The organism is Exiguobacterium acetylicum, from assembly GCF_019890935.1.
In the GTDB taxonomy this organism is placed as follows: domain Bacteria; phylum Bacillota; class Bacilli; order Exiguobacteriales; family Exiguobacteriaceae; genus Exiguobacterium_A; species Exiguobacterium_A abrahamii.
On the sequence record NZ_CP082333.1, the window covers coordinates 2,350,076 to 2,368,678 of the forward strand.

General features: G+C 46.9%; 17 protein-coding genes. 4 read left to right on the forward strand and 13 right to left on the reverse strand.

All coding sequences use genetic code 11. The annotated features are described in order from the left end of the window. Nucleotides 1–33 precede the first annotated feature (33 nt). The 8 genes from citZ to dnaE all read right to left on the reverse strand — a co-directional run bounded on the left by citZ (nt 34) and on the right by dnaE (nt 10,407). A complete protein-coding gene (citZ, locus tag K7G97_RS12250; protein ID WP_023469035.1) occupies nt 34–1,146 on the reverse strand; it encodes a citrate synthase in 1,113 nt (370 codons plus the stop codon). A gap of 218 nt (nt 1,147–1,364) precedes the next feature. Further along, entirely contained in the window at nt 1,365–1,835 is a 471-nt protein-coding gene (locus K7G97_RS12255) for a DUF441 domain-containing protein (protein ID WP_023469036.1), read from the reverse strand. A gap of 58 nt (nt 1,836–1,893) precedes the next feature. After that, nucleotides 1,894–3,642 (reverse strand): pyruvate kinase, encoded by a 1,749-nt coding sequence (pyk, locus tag K7G97_RS12260; RefSeq protein WP_058264723.1) that lies wholly within the window; start codon nt 3,640–3,642, stop codon nt 1,894–1,896. 65 nt (nt 3,643–3,707) lie between these two features. Then, nucleotides 3,708–4,676, reverse strand: coding sequence for a 6-phosphofructokinase (gene pfkA, locus K7G97_RS12265; RefSeq protein WP_029342336.1), 969 nt, complete (start codon nt 4,674–4,676; stop codon nt 3,708–3,710). Nucleotides 4,677–4,823: 147 nt separating this feature from the next. Next, complete coding sequence (gene accA, locus K7G97_RS12270; protein WP_023469039.1) at nt 4,824–5,759, reverse strand: acetyl-CoA carboxylase carboxyl transferase subunit alpha; 936 nt, start codon at nt 5,757–5,759, stop codon at nt 4,824–4,826. Then, nucleotides 5,746–6,606: an acetyl-CoA carboxylase, carboxyltransferase subunit beta gene (gene accD / locus K7G97_RS12275; protein ID WP_023469040.1), complete on the reverse strand. Its 861-nt coding sequence runs from the start codon at nt 6,604–6,606 to the stop codon at nt 5,746–5,748. Before accD ends, accA begins: the two co-directional genes overlap by 14 nt. Before the next feature lie 21 nt (nt 6,607–6,627). Further along, complete coding sequence (locus K7G97_RS12280; RefSeq protein ID WP_050677654.1) at nt 6,628–7,146, reverse strand: FadR/GntR family transcriptional regulator; 519 nt, start codon at nt 7,144–7,146, stop codon at nt 6,628–6,630. A 102-nt stretch (nt 7,147–7,248) separates the two neighbouring features. Continuing rightward, entirely contained in the window at nt 7,249–10,407 is a 3,159-nt protein-coding gene (gene dnaE, locus K7G97_RS12285) for a DNA polymerase III subunit alpha (protein WP_223040686.1), read from the reverse strand. 146 nt (nt 10,408–10,553) lie between these two features. Here dnaE and K7G97_RS12290 point away from each other — a divergent pair, with 146 nt between their 5' ends. Beyond that, nucleotides 10,554–10,748: a YtzJ family protein gene (locus K7G97_RS12290; RefSeq protein WP_023469043.1), complete on the forward strand. Its 195-nt coding sequence runs from the start codon at nt 10,554–10,556 to the stop codon at nt 10,746–10,748. A 65-nt stretch (nt 10,749–10,813) separates the two neighbouring features. Here the strand turns inward: K7G97_RS12290 and K7G97_RS12295 are convergent, their stop codons facing one another. Then, entirely contained in the window at nt 10,814–11,749 is a 936-nt protein-coding gene (locus K7G97_RS12295; RefSeq protein ID WP_223040687.1) for a DHH family phosphoesterase, read from the reverse strand. Nucleotides 11,750–11,812: 63 nt separating this feature from the next. On the opposite strand from K7G97_RS12295, the gene K7G97_RS12300 reads away from it, so the two are divergent. Beyond that, on the forward strand, nt 11,813–12,121 hold the full coding sequence (locus K7G97_RS12300; RefSeq protein ID WP_023469045.1) for a YtpI family protein: 309 nt from the start codon (nt 11,813–11,815) through the stop codon (nt 12,119–12,121). A 51-nt stretch (nt 12,122–12,172) separates the two neighbouring features. Here the strand turns inward: K7G97_RS12300 and K7G97_RS12305 are convergent, their stop codons facing one another. After that, nucleotides 12,173–13,483 carry a DRTGG domain-containing protein gene (locus K7G97_RS12305; protein ID WP_023469046.1) on the reverse strand — a complete coding sequence of 437 codons (1,311 nt, stop codon included), beginning with the start codon at nt 13,481–13,483 and terminating at the stop codon, nt 12,173–12,175. 155 nt (nt 13,484–13,638) lie between these two features. Between K7G97_RS12305 and K7G97_RS12310 the strand changes: the two genes are divergently transcribed. Further along, nucleotides 13,639–14,742, forward strand: coding sequence for a M24 family metallopeptidase (locus K7G97_RS12310; RefSeq protein WP_223040688.1), 1,104 nt, complete (start codon nt 13,639–13,641; stop codon nt 14,740–14,742). A 254-nt stretch (nt 14,743–14,996) separates the two neighbouring features. On the opposite strand, the gene K7G97_RS12315 is transcribed toward K7G97_RS12310, so the two are convergent. Further along, nucleotides 14,997–15,722, reverse strand: coding sequence for an SDR family oxidoreductase (locus K7G97_RS12315; protein WP_223040689.1), 726 nt, complete (start codon nt 15,720–15,722; stop codon nt 14,997–14,999). A gap of 154 nt (nt 15,723–15,876) precedes the next feature. On the opposite strand from K7G97_RS12315, the gene K7G97_RS12320 reads away from it, so the two are divergent. Next, nucleotides 15,877–16,314 carry a universal stress protein gene (locus tag K7G97_RS12320; protein ID WP_029342342.1) on the forward strand — a complete coding sequence of 146 codons (438 nt, stop codon included), beginning with the start codon at nt 15,877–15,879 and terminating at the stop codon, nt 16,312–16,314. A gap of 108 nt (nt 16,315–16,422) precedes the next feature. Here K7G97_RS12320 and K7G97_RS12325 read toward each other — a convergent pair whose 3' ends face one another. Both K7G97_RS12325 and K7G97_RS12330 read right to left on the reverse strand, forming a co-directional pair. Continuing rightward, nucleotides 16,423–17,028 (reverse strand): 3D domain-containing protein, encoded by a 606-nt coding sequence (locus tag K7G97_RS12325; RefSeq protein WP_050678579.1) that lies wholly within the window; start codon nt 17,026–17,028, stop codon nt 16,423–16,425. A 305-nt stretch (nt 17,029–17,333) separates the two neighbouring features. Then, entirely contained in the window at nt 17,334–18,545 is a 1,212-nt protein-coding gene (locus K7G97_RS12330) for an acetate kinase (protein WP_023469051.1), read from the reverse strand. Nucleotides 18,546–18,603: the final 58 nt, after the last annotated feature.

Below are 18,603 nucleotides of genomic sequence, written 5' to 3' on the forward strand. Positions count from 1 at the left end.
AAAATCAGGAGAGGATTGCTCCTCCCCGTCCTTTTAACGTTCTTGAATGGACACGTATGTCCGGTGCGTTTCACCCGTGTAGTCTGCACGCGGGCGAATCAGACGGTTATCGCTATACTGCTCTAAAATGTGCGCCAACCAACCTGACATCCGACTTACTGCAAAGATTGGAGTGAATAGCTCTGTATCAAGTCCAAGTGCATGGTACGTAGAAGCAGAATAGAAATCAACATTTGGTTTCAATCCTTTTTCCGATTGGACGATTTCGTCAATCTTAACTGACATCTCATACCATTTCGGCTCCCCGATTTGAGCAGTCAGCTGACGACTCATTTCTTGAAGATGCTTCGCACGTGGGTCGCCGTCCTTGTAGACACGGTGACCGAAGCCCATGATTTTTTGCTTGTTCTCAAGTTTATTATGAACATACTCGTCAACCTTTTCAACCGAATCAATTTCTAACAACATCTTCATGACGGCTTCGTTCGCGCCACCGTGAAGTGGTCCTTTTAATGCGCCCATCGCTGCCGTCACACCTGAGTAGACGTCAGAGAGTGTCGCGACACACACGCGTGCTGTGAACGTCGAAGCGTTCAACTCGTGGTCAGCGTGAAGAACGAGCGCTTGGTTGAAGGCTTTTTCTGCAACTTCCGTTGGCTCTTCACCCGTCAACATGAACAAGAAGTTTCCTGCGTATGAAAGACCTGTTTTAGGTGCAATCGGCTCTTGTCCTTTTTTGATACGGGCGTAAGCTGTGACGAGTGTTGCGATTTGTGCCTGTAATTTGATGGCTTTAGCGTAATTCGCCTCAGTCGACATATCTTCCGATGTCTCATCGTAAAGCGCGAGTTGAGAAAGCGCTGTTCGAATCGTTGCCATCGCATTCGCCGACTTCGGTGCTGCCTTCATTGTTTCAAGAACGGCAGTCGCAACCGTTGCTTCGGAAATGAGTGCTTCCGATAGTTGCTTCAATTCCTCTTCTTTTGGTAGACGGTCGTTCCACAATAAGAAGACGACTTCCTCAAATGAGGCGTGCTCCGCCAAATCATCAATCGTATAACCGCCATACGTCAATTGACCATCGATGATCGAACTGATTTTCGATGAAGTCGCGACGATTCCTTCTAAACCTTTAGTTTGCGTCATGACAATAATCCCCCTTTTTTTCCCCAGAAATTTAAAACGCTTTCATTTCCGTATTGAAAAAAAGACGTCCACTCAAGAGCCGTTCCCCATGCTTGTAGCGCTGTACTCTTGAATAGACCATCTTGTTTCTGTTCTTAGTATAAACAAAAATACCCAAAAAGTGAATGAACTTGCATACTATTATCAAAAAATTAATTCAGTTACTTTGCTGATTCGGCTCATCCTGTGAACGCTTTTGCGATGACATCCCACATTCCGATGACAAGCGCCGCGATTCCAGCACCAATCAATGGTCCGACCGGTACCCCTCGGAAAAGTCCGACTGCAAGAATCGTTCCAGCTAGTAAGGCCGTCGTGACGAGTGGATCTTCTTTCATCAGTCCAACACCGTGTGCCGCGACGATTGCAACAAAAATTCCTGATAAAAATGAGATGATGCCGATATGTCCCCGAATACTTTGGAGCAACTCCTTAAATCCGATATCCCCTGCTGCAATCGGTACGAGGATCGCTGCCGTGATCAATGTGACGCCCCACGTGATCCCTTTTGCCTGCAAGGAAGGAAACAGTCTACCATCCAGCCCGATTGCCTTGATGATCAGCAGGAAGGCTGCAGCGATGATTAATGATTTATTTTGTGCGATGACCCCGATGAAGACGAGGGCAATCAAAAAAAGATAAGCTTCCATACGTCCTCCTCATACAAAAAAGACGGACATGACCTAAGTCACGTCCGTCATGAATGGATTATGCGTTATATAGTTTACCTGTCAATGGATCGATTGAGATCATTTGACCGTCTTTGAAGACTGTCAATGCATCTTCGACACCAACGATGACTGGTTTACCGAGTGATGGTCCAACGATTCCAGCATGGCTTGTCAATCCGCCATCAACTGTGATCATCGCTGCAGCCATCTCGATTGCAGGCATCATGTCACGATCAGTTGAGTTCGTAACGAGGATCATGCCTGGCTTCGCTTTCGCGTTTGCTTCTTCTGCGTTGTTTGCGATGACGACTTCGCCAACGACTCCACGCTCACCGATTCCACGACCGTTTGCGATCTCTTTACCGACGATGTGGATTTTCAACATGTTTGTTGTACCAGCAGTCAAAGCAGGGATACCTGCTGAGATGACGACGAGATCACCATCTGTGACGAAACCAGCGTCTTTTGCTGTGTCCGCAGCAAGTGTCAACATGTCATCCGTGTTGTCTGAAAGATGATCAACGACGATTGGGTACACGCCCCATACGATGTTCAACTGACGTGCGACACGTGCGCTTGGTGTAACCGCGACGATGTTTGGCTCTGGACGGTATTTCGAGATACGTGCAGCCGTGTAACCCGATTGTGTCGGAGTCAAGATTGCTTTTGCGTCCAAGTTGATCGCAGTGTGCGTAACCGCTTGAGCGATTGCATCCGTTACTGTGTGCTCACTACGTGTCTGACGATCTTTCAACAAGAGCTTGTAGTCGAGCATTTTTTCTGTACGTTTTGCGATCGAGTGCATCATTTGGACAGATTCGATTGGGTAGTCCCCTGCTGCTGTCTCACCTGAAAGCATGATTGCATCCGTACCATCAAGAATCGCGTTCGCGACGTCTGATGCTTCAGCACGTGTAGGACGTGGGAAACGTTGCATCGAATCAAGCATTTGTGTTGCTGTAATGACTGGTTTACCGAAGTCGTTACAAAGCTTGATCAAGTCTTTTTGAGTTGGCGTGACTTCTTCCGTTGGGATCTCGATACCGAGGTCACCACGCGCTACCATCAAACCGTCCGAAATCGCAAGGATTTCTTCGATGTTATCGACACCTTCTTGGTTCTCGATTTTCGGGAAGATTTTGATGTGGCTCGCGTTGTTTTTCTCAAGCAATTGACGAATCGCAACGACGTCTGACGCACGGCGTACGAAAGAGGCCGCGATTAAATCGATATCGCTCTTGATACCGAACTCGATATCCGCAATATCTTTTTCTGTCAAAGCAGGAAGGTTAACCTTTACGTTTGGCAAGTTAACACCTTTTTTCGTCTTGATGACGCCTTCGTTTTCGATTGAACAACGAAGCTCACGGTTCGGAAGTTTTTCAGTGACACGAAGACCGATGAGACCGTCATCAAGCATGATCATCGAACCAACTTCGACATCATCATAGAGTCCTTCATATGTGACAGAGAATTTATCTTTCGTTCCGACGATTTCGTTTGCGTCTCCGCTGACGATGATGACTTCTTGACCACGTGCGAGAAGCGCTTTTCCTTCTTCAAACGAATGTGTCCGGATTTCTGGTCCTTTCGTATCAAGAAGAATCGTAACGATTTTGTTTGCTTCTTTCGCTGCACGACGGATATCCGTGATACGTGCACCGTGTTCTTCATAATCGCCGTGTGAGAAGTTCAAACGAGCGACGTTCATACCTGCTTCAATCATTTCTGGAAGACGTTTTTCTGACGCCGGTCCAATCGTACATACAATTTTAGTTCTACGCATATTCCATAAACCTCCTACGGTGTTTGGCCAAGTTCTCTTGCCCATTCCAATCCTATCGACGTTCGTTAAATCGAAAGCTGTTTTGAAAGCTCGAGAATATCAAGATCCAGCTCATGTTTATTTTCGTCGAGTGCCTCATCGATGTCGAGATCGATCATCTTACCACCACGTACACCTACGACACGTCCTTGCTTTCCTTGAAGTAGGATTTCGATGGCATGCGCCCCCATCCGACTTGCAAGTACACGGTCCGCTGCCGTTGGTGCTCCACCACGTTGAACGTGACCAAGTACCGTGACGCGTGTATCGAGACCTGTTTCTTTTGCGATCGCGTCTCCCACGTCCTGAGCACGACCTGCACCTTCAGCGACGATGACGATTGAGTGTTTCTTACCGCGATTGACACCACTTTGAATGCGATCGAGGACTTCTTTTAAATCTTCAGGACGCTCAGGAACAAGAATCGATTCTGCTCCACCGGCAAGTCCTGCATATAATGCGATATCACCCGCATCGCGTCCCATGACTTCAATGACATACGTCCGCTCATGCGACGATGCCGTATCACGGATTTTATCGATCGCTTCAAGCGCCGTGTTGAGCGCTGTATCAAAACCGATCGTATAGTCCGTTCCAGGGATATCGTTATCGATCGTACCTGGAAGTCCAATTGTCGGGAAACCAAGTCCCGTCAATTTTTGGGCACCACGATACGACCCGTCTCCGCCTACGACGACGAGTGCATCAATTTCAAATTTCTTAAGATTGACGACCGCTTTTGCTCGTCCTTCTTCTGTACGGAACTCAGGGCAACGTGCTGAACGTAGGAACGTTCCGCCTCGTTGAATGATGTCACCAACTGATCCAAGGTTCAACTGGACGATGTCCCCGTTGATTAGTCCTTGATAGCCGTTATAGACACCAAATACTTCTAAGCCATGAAAAATCGCTTTACGCGTGACAGCACGCACCGCGGCATTCATACCTGGTGCATCGCCGCCACTCGTTAAGACAGCAATCCGTTTTAAACTCACGTTAATCACCTCTCCATTAATCTGAATCTAAAATAGCACGTTGTTTTCTTGTTTTACAACAGGGCAGATTGCATAAACTTTCACTAGCTTTTTCATCATCGATTCCGGAAATGAGGAATATCAATCATGATAGCGATTACATGGTGCTTATGTGCCAATTTGGTGATATTTTTCGGTCCGCTGATCGATGAGCTCTTCCTTGGTCAGATGAACCAATGATTCAAGTTTCTGTACCAGTACAGTTTTTAATTTATCCGCCTGTAATGACACATCGAGATGCGCCCCTCCGACGACTTCTGGAATGATGGCATCCGCGATCCCGAGTCTTAATAAATCAGGTGCTGTGATTTTCATCGATTCCGCCGCTTTCTCCGCAAGACTTGCATCTTTCCATAACAATGCTGCAGCACCTTCAGGAGAGATGACCGAATACGTTGAATTCTCGAGCATCAAGAGTTGATCACATACTCCGATTCCTAAAGCACCACCTGATCCACCTTCACCGATGACGATCGAGATGATTGGAACCGTCATACCAGCCATCTCAAATAAGTTTTTCGCGATGGCCTCACTCTGACCACGTTCTTCTGCTGCACGTCCTGGGTAAGCCCCTTTCGTGTCGATGAACGTAATGATCGGTCGATTGAATTTCTCCGCTTGTTGCATGAGACGTAGTGCTTTTCGATACCCTTCCGGATGTGGCATCCCAAAATTACGACGAATGTTTTCTTTTGTATCTTTCCCGCGTTGATGACCGATGATCGTCACCGGACGACCATTCAATGTTCCGATTCCACCGACGATTGCCGCATCATCATATCCATGACGATCGCCGTGCAACTCGATGAAGTCTTCACAAATGGATTCAATGTAATCGAGTGTCGTTGGACGTTCTGGATGACGTGCCAATTGAACGCGATTCCACGCTTTCATATTCCCGTAAATATCGAGTTCTAACCGATGAAGGCGTTCTTCAAGAAGTTGGAGTTCTTCCTTGAAGTCTAGTCCTTGTGTTTCCGCCATATCATGGAGCTCAAGAATTTTTTCGCGTAACGCGATGACTGGTTGGTCAAATGGTTGCATGGTTCGTTCCCTCCGCATGTAGCTTTAAGATTCGCGTATAGTACGTTTTCAGATCATGTCGTGATACGACATCGTCCAGTTGACCTGCTTGTAATAAGAATTCTGCTGTTTGGAAATCTTCCGGCAGTTTTTCACGTATCGTCTGTTCGATGATTCGTCGACCTGCAAACCCGATCAACGCCCCCGGTTCAGCGATGTTAAAGTCACCGAGCATCGCAAAACTTGCTGATACCCCGCCGGTCGTCGGATGCGTCATACAAGAAATATAAAGTAATCCAGCATCTGAATGTTGTTTTAAGAAGAGACTCGATTTCGCCATCTGCATGAGACTAACCATGCCCTCTTGCATCCGTGCTCCACCTGAAGCGGAGAAAATCGTGACCGGTAGACGATGTTTCGTTGCGTAACGAACCGCTTCAGAAATCGCAGCACCGACTGCTGCCCCCATCGAGCCCATCCGGAATCGTGCATCCATGACACAAGCGACGAGTGGGTGACCATTCACATTCCCGACGCCACAGACGATCGCTTCTTCAAGACCCGTTCTGACTTGGTCGCCCTTTAATTTTTCCGGGTAATCCTGGAATCCAAGCGGATCCGCTTGAACTGCCGGTAAGTCGAAATACGTCACCGAACCTTCATCGAATAATTGTGTAAAACGTTCTTGCGCGGTCAATGGGTGATGATACCCACATGAACAGACACGTAAGTTCGCCTCCAGTTGTTTCGTATATTGGATTAATTTACATTTCGGACATTTCGTCATTAGGCCTACTGGCACATCGACACGCTGCTCCTTCGAAGTCAGCGTGACGAACTTTTTAGGTTTTCGAAAAAATGCTTGCACGTTCAGTTCCCCCTTGTCATCCTATGGGCGGTTCAAGAGTTGTTCCCGTTCCGCCTGCGTATAGAGTTCCCCTTGACCGAAGCTTTTGTGGAAGGCATTGACTTGTCGCCAGATTCGTTCAAACAAATCGTTATCGACCGTCTGAATCAACGTCTCACGAAACGCTGCATCGGATGATACGACTGGTGCAAGCACCGAAAGGTCATCCAGCTGCGCGAGCGCTGCTTGCTCAAGCAAGCGGAGCGTTCCTGCCAAGTCTTCGAACTTCGAATCGCCAGTCACTAAGAATTGAGCGATGATTTGAATATAGGTATGATCGTCACGGTTCAATAGAAAGCTTCCGCCTCCATGTCGTGTCTCGACGATCCCTAAATAAGCGAGCGTCCGTAATGCTTCTCGTACGGACGGTCGACTGATGGATAGTCGTTCTGCCAGTTCCCGTTCTGATGGAATACGGTCTCCTGGAACTAATCCATCTTGTTCGATCATCAATTTAATCGCCGCGATATTGGCTTCAAACGCATTTCGTTTCTTCTCCATATCGATACGGCACCACCTTTCTGACCCTTCAGTCGGTTGCTTCAATCGGTGGCATTGGTCAGACCAATTACCCCTTATTATAACAAATCTTATTACCTAGTACTAGTTTGAACGGGGGACATTTTTCAGGACGACATGATCCTCACCAAACCGAATACGTAGCCGAGCTAGTAATTCCTCATCATGTTGCACTGCATAAAGCGGCGGTAACGATTTTGTCTCGCGTGAATCCGCGTAGCGGACGACGACTGGAATATCGCCCGGTGCTGCTTCAAGCAACTGTTCGAGTGCGGCCAGCTCATTTTTTGATGTTAACTTGACGAATAGCACATCTTGTCCAAGCGGACGAAGACGTTCCAAAATGAACTGACGCTCCCCTTCTCGATCCTGTACCTTTAGTTCAATCAGCAAGACGTTCCCTAAATAAAGTGATCGACGGAATCGTTCATATTGATTCGGGAAGACGACGACCTCTTCATTCGAATACCCATCGACTGCCTGAATGACCGCCATCGTTTGACCGCGTTTCGTCTTGAACTCTCGAATCTGATCAATATAACAGACTAAATAATGTGTTTCCGAACCGACGCCAAGATCATGGAAATAAGCAGATTCAACCGGAGCTTTCATTGCTGTCGTCAACGGCGAATACGTCAACCAGAATCCAAGCGCTTCCCGTTCTAATCGCGCCCAATCGGAGTCACTTCGTTTCGATGACTTCTGTGTCCGCCGTTTCCCGAGAATTGCCAACTCGTCTGGAAGTAATGTATTCGACGACTCGGTGAAATACTCGAGCACTTCTTGTTCAGCGAGTCCGCGATCGCCGTGCGTCGCTCGGTCTAGCGCACCACTGTAGAGTAACAATTCGATTTTTGCGCGCTCCTTCTTGCCCCATCCGACGTGGGTCAATAGATCAGCAATCGTCGCCGTGTGCTTCGATGCTTCCTTTACACGCTCGAACTCTCGCTCGGAAATACCTTTAATCACATGTATTCCGAGTCGAATCCCTTTGCCTTCTAGTGAAGAACGGTAATCCGAAATCCAGACATCCGGCGATAGGACCGGGAGACGTCGTTCGCGCATCAATCGGACGAGACGCTCCGGTTGTTCGACCGAGACGAGTAAGAAAATGTGCGGGAAATGCGCTTTGATATATCCGAGGGCATAACTAATCTTTGAATAGGCGACCGCATGACTTCGGTTGAATCCATACCCAGCGAATCGCTCAATTTGTTCATAAAGTGATTGTGCGATCGCATCATCGAATCCGTTCGACTTCGCTCCTTCGAGAAAACGAACCCGTTCCTGTTCGAGCGAATCCGTACTTTTTTTAGAAATCGCACGTCGTAATAAATCTGCTTGCGCGAGTGTAAATCCAGCCACTCGACGGGTGATTTCCATGACTTGCTCCTGATAGACGATGATGCCATACGTTGGTGCAAGTACGTCTTCTAATACGGGATGCAGCATTTGATAAGGTTGACCAGCTTTTCGTTTCGCGTACAGATCAATGAATTTCATTGGCCCCGGACGATAGAGTGACATCGTTGCCACCAAATCTTCGAACCGATTCGGTTTGACTTCGCGCAACGTCTGTTTCATACCCGTCGACTCGAATTGGAAAATATCATCCGTCTCAGCGCGGGCAAAGACTTGGAATGTCGCGCGGTCTTCTTCCGGAATTTGCGTGAGCGTAAAGGATGGCTGTTCTCGACGAATCAATTCTTCCATCCGACGCAAACGACTGAGATTTCGTAATCCTAACAAGTCAATTTTCAACAATCCTTGACGTTCCAATGCCTGCATCAAGAACTGCGTCACATACCGTTCATTTGGTCCCGTTTCAACGGGTGTCGTCTCGACGAGCTGTTCAGATCCAATGACGACACCGGCCGCGTGAACCGAACGTTGTCGCGGGAGACCCTCGACCGCTTGCGCTAGTTGCAACAGTTGCCGGCGCTTTTCACTTCCAGAGAACCAACGATATGTCTGTTTATTTTGTTCGATCCCTTGTAACGTCGTTGATTTTCCAAGCTGTTTGACCGCAGCATCTAACTCATCCTTCGAAAACTCTAGCGTCCGTCCGACGTCTCGCAGAGCGGCTTTGGCACCGAGCGTCGACAATGTACCGATTTGAGCAACATGATCTTTTCCGTAACGCATCACGAGATCCTCTAATACTTCTTCGCGTCGTTCATCTTCGATATCGATATCGATATCCGGCATCGAAATCCGCTCGGGATTTAAGAATCGTTCGAATAGTAATCCATATTTCAATGGATCCACCGTCGTGATCCCAAGCGCATAGCTGACAAGTGATCCAGCTGCTGAACCTCGACCGGGTCCAACGAAAATGCCTTTCGCTTTTGCACTACGTACGAGTTCTTCAACGATTAAGAAATAATCAGCAAATCCTGTCTTATCGATGACTGATAGTTCATAAGCGAGACGTTCCCGCGCTTCGTTACTTTCATGACCATGTGCCAGTAACCCTTCCTCAGCACGTTTCCGTAATAACGCATTCGAGTCTTCCGCGACACGCGGCAGTGGACGTTGTTGAAACGGTAATTCCAAGCGTTCAGATGTCGTAGCAAACTGCTCCGCCATCGTAATTTCTCGCTCGGTAAAGTCTTCGAGTAACTCTTCCCGGGTCTTTAAATGCATCAGACGATCTGTCTTTTGGTCTTGGAACGTCGTCGCTTCACCAATCGCACGTATCGCTTGATACGCTGGCGCTTCATCTCGACGAATGTAACGAACAGGATCGACTGGAACGGTCTCAACACCAAGCGCTGCTGCTACTTCGCGGTAACGCGCACGACTCTCTCGTTCGACCGTTGAGCGGCTAGAGGTCACACCCATATATGTACGCGCTCCTTGAACGTGTCCCATCCATTGAACGAAGGAACGACGTAGACGCGTCGCATCTTCAGAGGCTTGACGCAGTGGTACGAGCACCGCGATCAGTGATGAAACTTCAGTCTCCCCTTGTTGACTGGCTAGTCGATACAGTTGACGCAGTCCATCAGAAGAAAAAGCAAACCATAAGATACAAAATTCTTCTTCGATTCGCTGCTCCCATCCGACGATCGGTTGCATATTTCGACGCTGACATGCATCGATGAATGCGGGAACTCCTGTCAATGTCGTCTCACAGATGACCGCTCGTCCGATGTGTCGACGGACTAGTTCATCAAGATAGGACTCGATTCGAACTAAACTCTGCAATGGACTAAACTGCGTTCGAACATTTATATGCATCTTCCATTCTCCTTTCTCTTCTGATGGATGTTTTTAAAAGTTTTCAGAACATTCATATCTAACTGACTCAAGTACTCGCCATCTGATTTATTATTCGATACAATAAGTATAGAAATATCATGACGGGTACGGAAGGAGCGTTTCTCATGATTTTGAATCGCAGTCAAATCGCACGTGAAAAAGTCGAACAATTAAAGCTCGGTGTTACCGCTTTTACTGAAACGGAAGAAATCGCTGAGAAGATTCGCAAATCTGTCGCTGAACTTCAACTGAATGTCATTGAAGATCACACAGATCGTGGCGTTTGGTTCATTCCGCAAGACGAAACAAAAACGCAATAAGCGTAAAAAGGCTGTTCGCTTCGCTTCCTCAATGAGAGGAGTGAGACCGAGCAGCCTTTTTCCATTTAAAACTGGAAGTTAGCAGCGACCTCGTCCAGACGACGGATGACACGTTCGACCTCACTCAACTGTCCAATCGTTGCACCAGAAGCCATCGGATGTCCACCACCATTAAATTCTTTTGCTACTTCATTGATGACGGGACCCTTCGAACGAATCCGGACGCGAACCTCCGTGTCCGTCTCAAGGAACAATGCCCAACACTTCATGCCTTTTAAACCGGCAAAACTATTGACGAGCAACGATGCTTGCTCAACCGTCGCGCCAAACTGCTTCAACGTATCTTGTGTCAATACGACATAACCGACACCTTGATCCGTCAATTGAATATGTTGAAGGACATATCCTTGTAAGTGAAGCGCCGCAAGTTCTGTTTCGTACATATTGCGATACAACCAGTCCGTATCGATTCCTGCATCAATCAATTGTGCTGCGACTTCAAATGTTCGTTTCGTCGTACCACGGAATTGGAAGCGTCCCGTGTCACCGACGATCCCAGCGTAGAATTGAATGGCAGCTGATGCTGGAATCTCGTATCCCCATTCGTTCAATAAATGAACGAGCAATTCCGATGTCGAACTCATCGTCGTATCGACGAGTTGCACTGGTGCGTATGGATCTTCATCCGGGTGATGGTCGATTTTAATGACGTCTTTTCCTGTCATTGCGACCTTCCCGTCAATCCGCGCTTGATTCGCTGTATCCAGAATCACGACTAACGCCTCTTTGTATAATTCATCGTCTACTTGATCAAGCTCTCCCATGAATGACAATGATGTCGCCATCTCTCCGGCCGTTAATACCGTTTTGCTAGGGAATTGATGTTGTAACGTCAATTGCAAACCGAATTGACTACCGAGTGCATCGGGATCTGGACGTTCATGACGATGAATGATGATTGTATCTGCCACTTCAATCATTTGTTTGATTTGCTCTTTCACTGTGCACAGCTCCTCTAATCTTGATATGATATGAGATGAAGACAAAAAGGAGGTCCTTTTAACATGCAATTCATCCTCATCGCCCTCATCGTTTTCTCGCTTGGTGGGTATTTGTTAGCAAAACGCCGCGCGTTCCATACGAAAAGCACGAACCGAAAATACTTGTTCAATACGCAAGCGAGCATTTGGTTGAGCTTGTTCGTCATCCTATTTGCCGTCAACCAGTTCGTTTCCGGAAACGGATTAACGACACTCGTCGGGAAAATCGTTTGTTCCATTTTAATCATCGTCGGTGTTGCTTCATTCATCGCCGGATTCATCCGTTACAAAAAGATTTATCCGTATGTCGTCCGCGAGATGGAGCAATCCTGAGCTAGATTCAGAGGAACCGAAGTCCATTGACTTCGGTTCTTTTTGATTCATTTAACGATCGATGAGTTGGGATGTCACGAGTGCCTTCGCAACGATTTGTGTCCCTTGATACATCTCGACATCGACTTTCCCGAATTTTCGACCGACGTCAAAGACATTCGCCCGGATCGTTACCGTGCTCTCGATTTGAACAGGTTTAATGAAATAGATGCTGACGTTCTCGATGACAAGGTCACCTTTTTTCATATGGCGCAACATTCGCGTCGCTCCTTCGACTAGAAGCGTCGTCAACACCCCACTCGAGGCAGTCCCCATGAAGTTCGTCATTTGCGGCGAGACCTCAAGCGATAAGTACGGTCCCCGTTCGTCCTCTGCCGCCTTGATCTGTCCTGTAATTAGATCGTCGAACGTCTCTCCGACTTGTGGCTGACGATTCGCGAGTTGCAGTGCCTTGAGGACGTCTTGCCGACTAATGATCCCGAGCAATCGACCGTACTGGTCGATGACCGGTAGCATCTCGATTCCTTCCCAGACCATCTGATGCGCAGAATTCGTGACACTCGTTCGAATACCGACCGTGATCGGATGACGGGTCATGACTTTTTCAACAGCCCAGTCATGTGGACGGTCAATGATGTCCTTCGCTGTCACGACACCGACGACCTTCATTTGTTCATCAATGACGGGATAACGGTTGTGTTTCGTCTGCTCATTCAACTCGTGCCAGCGTGAAATCGGATCCGTCGTCTGTAAATAGAACGTATCATGCAACGGAATTAAAATATCCGAAACGAGTAAAATCTCCTTTTTGATCAATCGATCATAAATCGCTCGGTTGATCATCGTCGCAACCGTGAACGTATCGTAGGATGTCGAAATGATCGGTAACTCCATTTCATCCGCTAATCGTTTCGCATCTTCTGTCGTATCAAAGCCACCGGTAATCAATACAGCAGCTCCTGCTTCAAGCACGAGTTCATGTGCTTTTTCGCGGTTTCCGATGATGACGAGACTATCGACATCGATATAGCGCATCATGGCTTCGAGCTTCATTGCGCCAATGACGAATTTCGTCAGCGTCTTGTGTAACCCATTTCGACCACCGAGCACCTGACCGTCGACGATGTTCACGACTTCCGCGAATGTCAGTTTCTCGATATTTTCTTTTTGTTTCTTTTTAATCCGAATCGTTCCGACTCGCTCAATCGTCGAAACGAACCCTAAATTTTCTGCTTCCTTGATGGCGCGATAAGCCGTCCCCTCGGATACGGTCAAATCCTTCGCGATTTGTCGGACGGAAATCTTTGTTCCGACATCAAGATCTTCGATATGTCGAATGATCTGTTCGTGTTTCGTAGGCATACTGTATCCCTTCTTTTCCTTTTTTCTACTCTCCTGTCATTATACTGTACTACTCTAAAGATGAAAACGTGTACTAGTCTGATTTACGATAAATGTTTTTCGAACCGGACGATGATATACTTATGTAGAAAATGAGTAGAGAGGTGGAATCATATATGAGCGAACGTACGAACCAAATCAGTGAATTCTTGAAAGAACAAGGAATCGACTTAGCCGTCGTCACTTCGAAGGCAAATGTCTTTTATTTCTCAGGAGTCTACGCTGAACCCCACGAACGTGTCATGGCGGTCCTCGTCGATGTAACCGGCAAACATGTATTATTCTGTCCGGCACTCGAAGCAAGTATCGTTGCAGCGAGTCCTTGGGAAGGAGACGTCGTGACGTATGAGGATCACGAAAACCCGTTTGATCGATTAGCAGAATTATTCGCGACATTCGAGCACTCGAATAACCGAATCGGTATCGAAGGGGAACACATGACGTTTAGTCGCTATCAGGAACTAAGCTCACGTCTCGAGAACGCAGCCATTCTTGATATCGGTGAGTCTTTACAAGCGCTTCGTCTGAAGAAAACAGCGGAAGAAATCGCTATTCTTCAAGAAGCAGCAGCACTTGCGGACGAAGCAATCGAAATCGGTAAACAAGCGATCCGCCCAGGGATCACGGAAATCGAAGTCATCGCGGAAATCGAATATGAAATGAAGAAAAAAGGTGTCCGTGAGATGTCATTTGATACGCTTGTCCTATTTGGTGCAAACAGCGCTGATCCGCACGGTGTACCCGGCGACCGTGTCATCCAAGAAGGCGACTTCGTCTTATTTGACCTCGGCGTCGTTTGGAAAGGCTACTGTTCCGATATTACACGGACCTTCATTTATGGCGAAGCGAACGAAGAACAGAAAAAGATCTATGAAACGGTTCGCCAAGCACTTGAAGCCGCGACAGAAGCGAGTCAGATCGGCACGACACTCGGTTCGTTAGATAAAGCAGCCCGTGACGTTATTACAAACGCTGGCTACGGGCAGTACTTCACGCACCGTGTCGGTCACGGACTCGGAATCGAGGTTCATGAATTCCCGTCTCTCGCGTCAAACAACCTACTGACGGCTGAAGCTGGTATCGTCTACACACTCGAACCAGGCATTTATGTTCCAGGTGTCGGTGGCGTCCGCATCGAGGATGATATTCATCTCACTGCGGAAGGTCCAGTTGCGTTAACTCGCACACCAAAACATCTTCAATCCATTCCGTCATCTTAACTCAAGAAAAATGGAGCTGACTCAACAGTCAGTCTCTACAAAGATAAGGGTGGCAGAATGATAATCTGCCACCCTTATCTCGTAGATGACGCGTCACACGCCACTCCTACAGGAAAAGCGCATTGATGCGCTGTCAGAGACGAACAAGACCCGCTTTCCTGCTTAAATGAAGCAGGAAAACTGGCTTGTGTCTCGCCTGAGGAAAGGGCGTGAAAAGACGCGTCATCCTTTTTTTGAGTCAACCTCATTTGCTCTTACTTACGGGATTGATGGACGACATTGACGCCACCAGTCACATCAAGGATTGCTCCCGTGATCATACTTGATTCTTCTGCCAGCAAGAAGGAAATCGCGCGAGCGATATCTTCTCCGACTCCCGTTCTTCCGACCGGCGTCGCTTCATCTTGCTCCGCTTCAGAAATTTGCTTCGTCTTATTGTCACCGACGATGTTCCCCGGGTTGACCATGTTGACCGTGATGCCGTGTTCCGCTTCTTCAAGCGCTACACTCTTCGTCAAACTCACCATCCCGCTTTTAGCAGCAGCGAACGCTGCCCGGCATACCCATCCTGGCGCTGTTGCACTTTCCGGGAAACCGTACGTAATGATTCGACCGTAGGCTTGCTTACGCATGACAGGCAATACTTGACGCAACAGCCAAAAACTAGCTGTCAGATTTCCAGTGATCACTTCATTCCATTCCTGATCCGAGTAATCCACCAATGCTTTTCGTTCGAATATATAAGGTCCTGCATTAAGTATCAACGCATCAATCCGACCTTGCTCATTGATTGCTTGTTGGGTTGCGCGTTCCAATTCATCTTGATTCGTCACATCCGCTTGAATCGTCATGAGATTCGGATGTGTAAATTCGGGTTCGGAACGATGAAACGCTGTCACTTTCCAACCTTCTTCCAGTAACTGGCGCGTCACTCGTTCTCCCAGTCCTTTTGTACCTGCTGTAATTAACGCGTGCCTCATCTTGGCATCGCCCCCTTTCACTGACTCCATCTTACGACGGAACGGAAAGGAAGGACAATTTTTAGAACTCACTGAATGTTTCATCCGCTCCCAGTAAGAGAATGGTATAATTAGGGTGTACTCATCATATCGATTACGAAGGGATGGATTCATCATGGCAATCGTCTATCATAATGTACTCGTAGCAGTAGATGGCTCAAAAGAGGCAGAACGTGCCTTCGAGACGGCAATCGATGTTTCATTGCGAAATGATGCAAAATTGATCATCGCACACGTCATTGATACACGGACATTCGCAACAGTAGAAGCCTATGACCGCACCATCACGGAACGTGCCGAATCTTACGCGAAGGAATTGCTAGACGAATACGTCAAGACTGCTCAAGATCGTGGTGTACAGGAAGTCGAAGTAGCGATTGAATACGGCTCACCGAAAGTAACGATCGCCAAAAAGCTTGCTCCTAATCACGATGCCGACTTAATCATCTGTGGCGCAACTGGTTTAAACGCTGTCGAGCGTTTCTTCATCGGTAGTGTCTCTGAAAGCATTACGCGTTACGCAAAATGCGACGTCTTGATCGTCCGTTTATGAATCACTCTTCTACAAAAAGCCTTTCTTCCTTCATTTCAAAGGAAGAAAGGCTTTTTGACGACCTATTTAAATAAAAAAACCATCGAACCAATGTCCGATGGTTTAAAATCATTTGTATTTTACTGTAACCGTACGACGACCCCAGTTGAAAGCTTCTGAACGAGAGTAGTAAAGGATATCCATCTTCTTCCCTTTGATGGCACCGCCAGTATCAGCAGCTGTATACGTCCCTTTTAATTTCCCTTTGTAATACACTTTCACTGTCGAACGAAGTGGAATGACACGTGGATCAACCGCTACGACTTTCTTTTTCGAGCTTTTAATGTTCCAACCGATTGCTGTCAGATTACCACTACCTGGATCATACGGTGTGTAAGCTGTTGCGCTTACGTTCGTGATTGTTTTCCAACCACCTGTCGATTGTTTTTTCGAACTGCTTGATGTCACGACTTTCGAGTAGCTTGCGCTAAGGTAAGCTGTTTTACCTTTGTAGCTTACTTTGTACCAGTTACCTGTTTTTGCTTTGTACGATAACGTTTGGTTCTTATATAGAAGACCGAGCTTTTTCGAAGAAGTAGTAGCTTTCTGACGAATGACTAGGCTATCGACTGTTGACTTGACGCTTTTCTTAGTTGCAGCCTCTGCTTGAAGACCTGCGAACGAACTGAGTGCTAACACGACCGTTAAAACACTTGCGAGCATCCGTTTCATCATGTATTTTCTCCTCCATCATTGTTTCGTGTTTGTTAACTGAGATTAATATACATGACAAAACGAGGGAGTGCCGTTACATATAGACCACAAAAATATGTCTGTACTATTACTTTTGTGTTACAAACGACTCATTTTTTTTAAGAAATCGACCTTTTTTGGGTTTATTTTTACAAAGATGACGATTCATTTTTCGTTATATGACAAACACCGTAACAATAGATCGTACGTTCGTATATTTTCATTCATAGATTTCATTAAAAAAAGGACTGAATCGTTGGAATAACGACTCAGTCCTTTTGAAACGATTATGCGTTTTGAGCAACTAATCCACCAACACGAACCGTGTCGCGTGCAATCATTAATTCCTCATTCGTTGGAATGATGATGACTTTAACTGGTGAGTGTGGGTAGTTAATGAAGAGTTCTTCTCCCCGAGCTCCGTTGTTGAGTGATGGATCCCAGTAAACGCCCATGAATTCAAGACCACGTAAGACACGCTCACGGATTGAATCTGAGTTTTCTCCGACGCCGGCTGTGAAGATGATCGCATCGACACCATTCATCTCAGCAGCATATTGCCCGATGTAACCGTGGATACGGTTCGCAAAGATACGGAGTGCCATCTCTGAACGATGGTTTCCTTCTTTAGCAGCTGTCTGGACATCACGCAAGTCACTTGAAAGACCTGAAAGGCCATAGATTCCAGACTCTTTGTTCATGACGTTCAAGACGTCTTCTGCTGTTTTCCCTGTTTTCTCCATCAAGAATGGAATCAACGCTGGGTCAAGTGAACCAGAACGTGTTCCCATTGTGATCCCTTCAAGCGGTGTGAAGCCCATTGTCGTATCGATTGATTCGCCACCCGAAACTGCTGCGATCGATGCTCCGCTACCTAAGTGACACGAGATCAAACGGAGGTCTTTTAACGGACGACCGAGTAATTCAGATGCACGTTCCGTAACGTATTTGTGGCTCGTACCGTGGAAACCATATTTACGGATACCGTATTCTGTATAGTAATCATACGGCAAGCTGTAAAGGAAGTTTTCTTCTGGCATCGTTTGGTGGAACGCTGTATCGAAGACTGCCACTTGTGGTACTTCCGGAAGCAATGCTTGGAATGCCCGGATTCCGATCAAGTTTGGTGGAATGTGAAGTGGTCCGAGCTCTGTGTAAGACTCGATATCGTGCATGACTTCATCTGTAATCAATACAGAGTCTGCATATTTTTCTTTACCATGAAGCACACGGTGTCCAACACCTTTAATCTCATCGTAAGACGAGATGATTCCGAACTCCATTAATTTTTCGAGTGACAACTCGACTGCTTCTTTATGTGTTGCAAGTGGGAGGACATCTGTATACTTTTGTCCTTCACCATATTTAATCGTAAAGATTGCATCGTCTTTACCGACGCGTTCAACGAGTCCGACTGCGATCATCGTTTCGTTCGGCATTTCGAGCAATTGGAACTTCAAAGACGAACTACCTGCGTTTACCGCCATAATTTTTGCCATGATTTTTCCCCTTTTCCATTTGAATCCAATGAACATTCACATCTGTTTAGGTTTTCTT